Raw genomic sequence first — 8,127 nt, forward strand, 5'->3', positions numbered from 1 at the left:
AGAGCACATCAACGATCAGCTTTTTGCACGACTCTGATTTCAGAAATGCAAACAGGATTGGCCTGATGAGCAGGAGCATGTCGACGTGGTCGGTACGATTTAACGGTAGCTCCGTCGACAATGGCAGAACAACAACGTCCAGCTGAGCAAGAAGAAGACCAGCAGCAGAATGACCACGGTTGGCTGGGTGACCTGGTCAGACTGGGCATCCTGGCCTGGTCCATGGCGATACTGACTGCCAATTACCTGGGCATTTTTAAGCAGGCTGTTGATCCAACTTTCCCGGCCAGCTTGCTTACGGGGACTGCTGCGACGTACACACCAGCCCTGGGCAAGCTCAACAAAAAGAAAAAGGAAGGCACTGGCGTTAACGTTGTGGAGAACAACAGCAAAACTGGCATCAAATGAAGCGCAGCCTTTTGGTGTTAGGCGTCACATTGCTGGCCGCAAATCCAGCCGAGGCAGACCTCACCCACAAGATTCAATCGTCGGTGCAGTTGTCAGTTGACGCCGCAGTCAGCCGTGCAATCAGGCAGTCAAACTCCTATTCAGTCAGCGGCTCTGGTGTGGCCACCTCGGTAACTTCGGGTGGCACCACAACCAGTAACGCAATAGGTGGATTCGGGGCAGCCACCAACGGCGTTAACGCAATCACATTACCTAGCGCTACGCAGGCGACCAGTGGCAACGCCTTCACGTTCTCGCAAACCTATTACCAAGGCGATGCTGTGCCCGATTCAGCAGCATCAGTTGGCGCAATCCCTAATTTCTCGGATGTGACGAGCACGGCCGCCGGCGCCAATACTGGGTTGGCGGGGACGCTGGCGACCTCGGGTGTTCTAACAATCACACCAGGTGCAGCAGGTACGAGTGCATTAGGCCAGACAATTGTGGAGCTGACGACAAAGTAAATGCGTGCGGTCTTTCTGCTTTTGTTGCTGGCACCTGCACCAGCATTAGCCATACCCGTGGTGCCAAATTTCACAAGCGGGATCTTGTCGAGCAGAACAGAATCAAAGACCAAGGTGTTGGAAACAATTACCAGCCACTCGTATCGCACTGGCTACGAATACTCTGCGGCAGGCGTAGGTCTTAACGTGTCAGGCCCAGTCAATCCAACCGGTACGACACGGCAGACTGTCACCATCCAGGGTGCTGGCACCAGCCAGCTGGGACTAGACATGTCGACACGTCCGACCTGGTCGCTGGCCACACCGGGCGGTGCGTTCCAATTTGCGGAAACGTACACGGCGCCTGGGCTTGAGTCCGTCACGATCATTCAGCGTGAAACCAACAGCGAAACCATCGTTGATTCCACCAGCACATTCAGCCAATGAAACGCATAGCTGCAAGCTTGTTCCTTTTGTTATATCCAGCGCAGGTAAATGCGCAGGTAAATGCAACAGCAAGTCCAATCAGTAATAGTAGCGGCTCAGTGGTTAATCAGGCCGTGCAAGTAACACCTAGTGCGCAGCATAAGTATCACTATGGGTCAGGTATTACATGTGATGGGCCAACACTAAACATATCTCCGTTTTTATCAACAACTAACAGCTGGGCACAGCCATGGGAGGAGACGTACAACGAGCCTGTTTATAACAACAGTGACAACTTCGGGTTGATTGACCCTGAAACTGGACTGAATGGGCCCGATGGAATCCCTGACAATCCAGGCGAAGTCCTGTTTTACAAGCCGATACGCACGGCACAGAAGTCAAACTTCAGTGTCAACGGTGGCATCACTGCCACCATCAGCATCCCCCTGGGCCGTGAGCCCATTGAGTTGTGCAAGCAAGCGGCCCGCCGCCAAGTCCAGCTTTACGAACAGGCGCTGGCTGACAAAAGATTGAACTACGAGATTGCGAGACTTAAGGCATGCTCGACCGCCCTGCGTGAGGGCTATGGCTTTAGTGAAACCAGCCCGTTCCGTGCCATTTGTGCTGACGTTGTGCTCAAGCCCATACCTGTGGAGCAGCACACGCACAGATTCATTTACCCACCATCCGACGCAAAGCCATTAGTGCGCGACTCCGATCTCGTTGCGCCAGGATCCGCTCCCTCACCGATACCGGTTTCTCCTTTTTAAGCAGCAGCTTCTTCACCACCTTCTTGGTCACAGGCTTGGCCAGCTTCTGCAAGATGGACGCCAGTGGCTTGCTGAAGATAGCGATGGTAGTGGCCACGGCCGCGGTTAGGGCAACGCTGACCGTGGGCCCTGCGTCTGGGATGTAGTTGTTAATGACCTGGCCGATGGGCGCAGGATCCCAGATCTTTACGCACTCACCGTCGACTAACTCATAACCAGCCAGTACCTTCGTACCGATTTTGTTCCAACTGCCTAAGGGATCAGCGCCAAACGGAGGGCACGGCTGCTTCCTTGCCACATTGGTTGTGTCGGGAACTGTCGAGCCCGGCGTCTGTGGAAGAGTGGGTTGTGCCGGGGGTGTCATGACCTCCGGCTTTTTTATGGGCGCTGCTGGTGGCTGCACCCACGTAAACTCACGGGGCCGATAGTCGAGCGCCTCGAACGTAGGAACATTGCCCTGGCACAGAGTTACGTTGCCCTTCGGGTCAGTAGTAAATGCATCAGTGCCATTGCCTGAGTTGATGCGGGCACGGACGCAGCCCGGCATATCAATTACCGGCCATGTGGCCGAGGTAACAGGCGGTGCAGTTGGAAGAGACGGTGACGGTATGACGTAGGGCGCAATGATGCGCGGCGCACCTATCTCTCCAACCGTTAGCTCTGGTATCTCCGGCACTACGGAATGATCGGCACGGCAGGGCCAATGCCAGTCGGCGCCTGGGGCAGGGCCTTGTCAATCTGCACAGGCATCATCTCTGTCATTGATTGCACCAGCTCTAGCTTCAGCTCGCTGATGTATTTGTTGGCGAGAGATGGCAGCTGCATGTAACCAGCAGTGCCGATGGCCAGCGTTCCTGTCGAAACGATGAACCCCACAGTGCCCAATAAATTAAAAACCTTTTGCATGGGTAAAAAGCAGAAAAGCCCCGGAGGTGTCACGGGGCTCTTCTCTCGTGTGAGGAGACCCCCGAGGGGGTGCTCAAGTTATAGCTCAGAAGCTGTACTTAAGGCCAAGCTTGCTGCCAATTGACAACTCATCGCCAGTGATGCCGCTCAGCTCGCCATAGACAGACACGTTTTCAGATGCCTGGATTGCACCGCCGAACTTGCCTGCAAATTCAACCTCGTTGTCGGTGCCATTTGGCATTACCAGAGCCGGGCCTCCCTGGATGTAGTAGCTGTAAGCGCCACTTGAACCTTCGTAACCCACGTCGATCGTGAGCGTGCCGCCAAGATAGCTGTCGCCGTAATTAGCGCCGTTAAATTCTGGGTTCAGGTAGACGTTTGAATAGGCAGGCAATGCCAGCGCACTGGCGGTAGCGGCGACACCACTCGCAATGAGGAGGTTGTTCATGTGGAAGAAGTTGTACGTTTTCCGTGGCCAACATAGCGATTTAACTTTCAGCCAGCTCAGGCCATGCAGTTGCTAGTGCCGGATTGGCAATCATCACAGGGTTGCCGTCGTCATCAGTTTGCTGCACTTGAGCGTCGCCAAACAACAGCTCCTTTAACGCAGCTACGTCAGAGCAAGCATCGATCTCAGCTTGACGTGTATTGCAGGCAGTGCGGACAGCAGCGCGATAAGTCTTCCAAGCAGCGGGCATGTTGCTGCCAGTCTCCTTAGCTTTGATGACGCGCCAATCAGACGGCGCAATCAACATTCCAGCAATCTGCGACTGGTTTGCTTTCCACAGTGTCTTGAGACCTGTGGTGGTGTTGCCCTCTTCGTCAGTTACGTCATCCAGCTGCTTAGGGTTGTCTGCGCTCCAGTAAAACCGTTGATCGTAGTTTGTTGCAACTGGTTCTTCCCAAATCATGCCGATGTCACGCTTGACCTTGTCAGGTGTCTTGCGCATCCAGTTGGCTGGGTACTGCTGGCCGGTGCTTTCATTGGTGAAAGGCACGTCATAGGCAATACGGCGTGATCCGAGTTTCCAGGGCATGGGTCTAGACCGATGGTGTGAGTTTAACGAGCAAGCCCGCCATTGGCTTGGAAGGGGTTTTCAGCAAATGCGATGTAAATAAAAGTCTTTGTGCTTTGATTTGTAAAACTATCATTTTTTCTCAACACGAACCCGTTGCTCACAAGATCGAATTTGTTGTTGGTAGATTCAGCTTCAGACTCATTGGGCCGCAGCCAATTTGTAAATTCATTGGTTGGACTTCTGGCTGAATCAATTAAGACCCAAGCGCCGGTGTCAGTTCTCTTGATTAGTACAAAAGCTGGCCTAAATCCTAGATTAATGTGATGCTGGTCCGTACCATCCCCGGTGTACGAACCAACCGCGCTATAACCTGAAATAGCCGATATCGCATAGCAAATAAAATCATCACCGCTGGAATTAACTGCAGGAGATTCTCTTAAACTAAAGACTTGGTTTGTCGGCAAAGTATTGTTGAAATGGTCATCCTTGTTTTCTTGAATTCCGTAATCGTGGTTGAGATAAATAAGCTGCTTGGCCGTAAATGAATTGTGCCAAACAGTCCAGCTGTAGGTTGTGTCTCTCGACTTAACAATTAAAAAATCAGGCGTAGCTCCAAGACCATGGCCTACTGTCGAGCCACTAGAAGACCCGTTTCCGGTATAGGCAATAATAGAAAATCCAGCAGATTGATTTGCTCTGACACTAGAAGTAATGCTGCCGTCAGTGTTGCTAACCGTTGATGATCCGGCGTCCCATGCCCAAGCAATTATCCCGTCACCACTACCGTTGACCCAGTTACCGCTACCAACAGTAAAACCATTAGAGTCAAATGAGGTAAGAGAGTTTGCTACTTCAAGTTCATCGTTAGTTAAGTTAGAGAATAAAGTTTTGCTCGCGCCTCTAACAGTGTCAAACAGGCGGTGTGCTGCTGCACTGCTATCTGTCCTGTTTTTAAACCACAAAAAGTCTGGACTAAATTTCAAATCGCTAACTGATTGTGTACCACCGTTTCCAGTAAAAGTTTTTGCTTGAAAGTAATCCGAACCATCGGCAATCGTCGCGGGTGTCATTGCCGTGGTATTCAATGCGGCGTAACCCGTGGGAATCGGATACTTGAACCGCATTTGGCCGAAGTTTGCACTAATGCTGGTGCTGGCGCTGCTTCGACCTAAAGTAATCACGGGAGCAAAAAGTTTGTCGACATTCAAGCCGGTCCACGCAACACCTTGAGAAACTCCGTTTATGTAGAAAGTTAATGTTCCATTATCTGCATCAAAGGCAACCCCGACAACATCGCCTACTCCAAAAGCGTTTCCATAAGACGAACCATTGCCATTAAGATATTTCTGTTGGGTGTAATTAACAAAAACATAATTATCAGGCACTGCTGCAGAATCAGCTGGAGCGAGAGGTGTTGTAAGCGCACCAATTCCTAGTTGAATGACATTTTGATTAGTGTGACTCATGCTATTGACAGTTACTTCCCAGTAGAACTTTCCACTAGGCATGCCTATAGTTGCTCTGCATGATTCCCAAGTTTGATTAGCAATTGATGTTAAATCTAAATTTCCGTTGCTATGGGTCAAATTTGAATCAAGCGGGTTCCACGCTGCGTAGTTGCCGCGCTGATAGCCACCCGTCGTGTCCGTTGCGTCCGCATCTGCAGTGACTGCATTTGGTACGTCAACTAGACAATCCTCATCCGACCCAATCTCGTCATCTCCGATTGCTAGGTAGAGAATAGTTGCGCCGTTTTCGTTGAACTCGTTCCAAGTATTTTTAATTTGGAAGCCGTTTGGCAACGCATCTACTTGGTAATTTGATTCCTCAGCTCCACTTGAGTTGGCTTTTAACGTGTCGTTATTGGCGCGTTCCGTATCCCAAAGCACCCAGTTTCGTGATGCGTTTAAGTTTTTTACCAGCAAGAATCTGGGCTTAAAGCCGGTTACAACTACAGGACCTGTGCTGCTGCCATTGCCGGTGTACGAACCAATGCGCTGGTAGCCGGGGACATCCGCGAAGCAGTAGGCGATGTAATCATCGCCTGAATTGTTCAGGTTTGTCAGGTTTGCACTCCCTTGAACGACTTGATATGTACTGCCTTCAACGTTTGAGTAATAACCACCGCTAGGCGTAAAAGCCGCATTAGTAGCATCAAGCGCAAGAACCTTTGTAGCGGCCAATGCCGAGCTATATGTAATCCAGTTATATGCTGCACTACGGTTTTTGGTAATAATTAGCTTTGGAACTTTTCCGTTTAAACCATGCCCAATAGTTGCATTGTTGACAGAGTTTCCTGAGTAACTAACAATCGAAAAACCATACGCAGCGTTTGCAGATACCGATGAGGTGATGCTGCCGTCAGTGTTAGAAACTGCCGTGCCACCTGCCTTCCAGCACCAAGCAACGTAAGTTCTAGTTGACTGGTTTACAGCATTATTCGATCCAAGACTAAAACCGCTTGAGTCAAACGAAGTCAAATCATTGCTACCCCCAGAACTTTCGGCAGAGGTTGCGTTCGACATCAGGTCTGCACCTGCTCCACGTACTACATCAAAGAGCATGTGGTTATGGGCGCCATTTCTATTCTTAATCCAGACGAGATCCGGCTGGAACTTGAGACCTGGGCCGGTGCCGTCTACTAAGACACTTGAATCAACACGCACTGCATACACAGTTGATTGTGCGCCAGATTGGTTGTCTTTAATAGTGATATTGCCAGTAGTAGTCAGTGGCAAATCACTACCTGGAATTGGAATCGTGTGATAACCGTTGCTGCCTAGACCCGTTGCAGTGTAATTTGTCCCGTTGATATTTACAGTGATGCCATCACTGCCTGTGCGGTTATGGAAGATCTCCAGCGAACTGGTGATAGTCATAGAACCCGCTGTCAGGACACTGTTGCCGGTGCTGTTAAACACACTGCCAGTACTGGTATCACCATCAAAAACGTTAGCGGGATTACTTAAATTGCTAGTGGCGCTATAGACAGGCCCACCAATAGCGTTGGTTCCACCGTTGCCGGTGTAGGTCACCACATCGAACTGCGTTTTGCTGGTGGTCAGACCTTCATTGGTGACGATGTTGTTTACGTCCCAGTTGTTCCCTGGCCGATCCGCAAATGCTGCGTAAATATATTGGTTAGTATTAAAGTTTGCATAGCCACCCGTATCTGCTTTAAGCTTAAATCCGTTGTCAAGAATATCAATTCCTGTATTGGTGCCTGAGAACTCTGCGTTATTACCGCTTGCCAATAAAAGATCGTCAGCTTCGTTGGTGGGACTGCGTTCTGTATCGTAAATAAGCCAATGACTATGAGAGTTGGCATTTGATGCGGAAGTTGACTTAATCAATATCCACCTTGGTTTAAACCCGGTTTCTATGAACGGACCGTCGTCACTACCGTTTCCGGTGTAGCTGCCAAACTTGCTGTAGCCCGATACCTCGCTCCACGCATATACGATGTAGTCTCTGTTAATTCGCTGCACATCATTGCTGTTGTTTAGCGTAATCAGCGACGACGTTGGATCTGTATCGTTCCAGTATGCAGATGAAGTTGCTGCACCGCCTGCAGAGTTTAGCTGAAGATATTTAGTGTTGCCTAAAGAGGCATGATAAACAGCCCAGTCTTCTGAATCCGTGAGGTTTTTAATCAGCACCAACTTAGGTACCTTGCCCAAACCATGGCCAATAGTCTTCGCCGATGAATTATCAACGCCGGTATATTTTATGATTGAAAACCCATAATCAGTATTTGCGGAGACTTGTGAAGTGATCGATCCAGCATCATTAGCAACAGCAGGACCGCCAGCTCGCCAGCACCAGCCAACATAGGTTCTGCCGCCGGTGTTAAAATCAGGCTCATCTTCGATCGTAAATCCATCAGGATTGAAAGAAGTGAGATTATTGTTGTAAGAACTATTTTCATCAGCAGTAGAGTCTGATGATAAAAACTTAGTCGGTCCTCTTACAACATCAAAAAGACCATGACTCTTACCACTGTGGCCTGTTCTTGTCTTCAACCATACGAGTCCAGGTTCAAAATTCAAACCACCGATATTTTGCGTTCCACCATTACCGTCGTAGGTGACAATATCCATCCCTTTCTTGGGATCA

Annotated in this window: 9 protein-coding genes; 3 read left to right on the forward strand and 6 right to left on the reverse strand. The window is 49.9% G+C overall.

Annotation, left to right across the window (positions count from 1 at the left end; genetic code table 11):
* The first annotated feature begins 120 nt into the window (after positions 1-120).
* Complete coding sequence (locus AACP44_RS02040) at positions 121-408, forward strand: hypothetical protein (protein WP_339338515.1); 288 nt, start codon at positions 121-123, stop codon at positions 406-408.
* A gap of 136 nt (positions 409-544) precedes the next feature.
* Here the strand turns inward: AACP44_RS02040 and AACP44_RS02045 are convergent, their stop codons facing one another.
* Complete coding sequence (locus AACP44_RS02045; RefSeq protein WP_339338527.1) at positions 545-697, reverse strand: hypothetical protein; 153 nt, start codon at positions 695-697, stop codon at positions 545-547.
* A 15-nt stretch (positions 698-712) separates the two neighbouring features.
* Positions 713-985 (reverse strand): hypothetical protein, encoded by a 273-nt coding sequence (locus tag AACP44_RS02050; RefSeq protein ID WP_339338529.1) that lies wholly within the window; start codon positions 983-985, stop codon positions 713-715.
* Between AACP44_RS02050 and AACP44_RS02055 the strand changes: the two genes are divergently transcribed.
* On the forward strand, positions 912-1,337 hold the full coding sequence (locus tag AACP44_RS02055) for a hypothetical protein (protein WP_339338517.1): 426 nt from the start codon (positions 912-914) through the stop codon (positions 1,335-1,337). The genes AACP44_RS02050 and AACP44_RS02055 overlap by 74 nt on opposite strands.
* Positions 1,334-2,086 carry a hypothetical protein gene (locus AACP44_RS02060; RefSeq protein ID WP_339338518.1) on the forward strand — a complete coding sequence of 251 codons (753 nt, stop codon included), beginning with the start codon at positions 1,334-1,336 and terminating at the stop codon, positions 2,084-2,086. The genes AACP44_RS02055 and AACP44_RS02060 overlap by 4 nt, the downstream gene beginning before the upstream one ends.
* A gap of 675 nt (positions 2,087-2,761) precedes the next feature.
* On the opposite strand, the gene AACP44_RS02065 is transcribed toward AACP44_RS02060, so the two are convergent.
* The 4 genes from AACP44_RS02065 to AACP44_RS02080 form a co-directional block, all read right to left on the reverse strand.
* Positions 2,762-2,992, reverse strand: coding sequence for a hypothetical protein (locus tag AACP44_RS02065; protein ID WP_339338519.1), 231 nt, complete (start codon positions 2,990-2,992; stop codon positions 2,762-2,764).
* An 85-nt stretch (positions 2,993-3,077) separates the two neighbouring features.
* Positions 3,078-3,440 (reverse strand): hypothetical protein, encoded by a 363-nt coding sequence (locus AACP44_RS02070; RefSeq protein ID WP_339338521.1) that lies wholly within the window; start codon positions 3,438-3,440, stop codon positions 3,078-3,080.
* A 40-nt stretch (positions 3,441-3,480) separates the two neighbouring features.
* On the reverse strand, positions 3,481-4,029 hold the full coding sequence (locus tag AACP44_RS02075; RefSeq protein ID WP_339338523.1) for a hypothetical protein: 549 nt from the start codon (positions 4,027-4,029) through the stop codon (positions 3,481-3,483).
* A gap of 23 nt (positions 4,030-4,052) precedes the next feature.
* Positions 4,053-8,111 carry an SPRY domain-containing protein gene (locus AACP44_RS02080; protein WP_339338525.1) on the reverse strand — a complete coding sequence of 1,353 codons (4,059 nt, stop codon included), beginning with the start codon at positions 8,109-8,111 and terminating at the stop codon, positions 4,053-4,055.
* Between the last annotated feature and the right edge of the window lie 16 nt (positions 8,112-8,127).

This window comes from uncultured Oceanicoccus sp. (assembly GCF_963968385.1).
Taxonomy (GTDB): domain Bacteria; phylum Pseudomonadota; class Gammaproteobacteria; order Pseudomonadales; family Dasaniaceae; genus Oceanicoccus.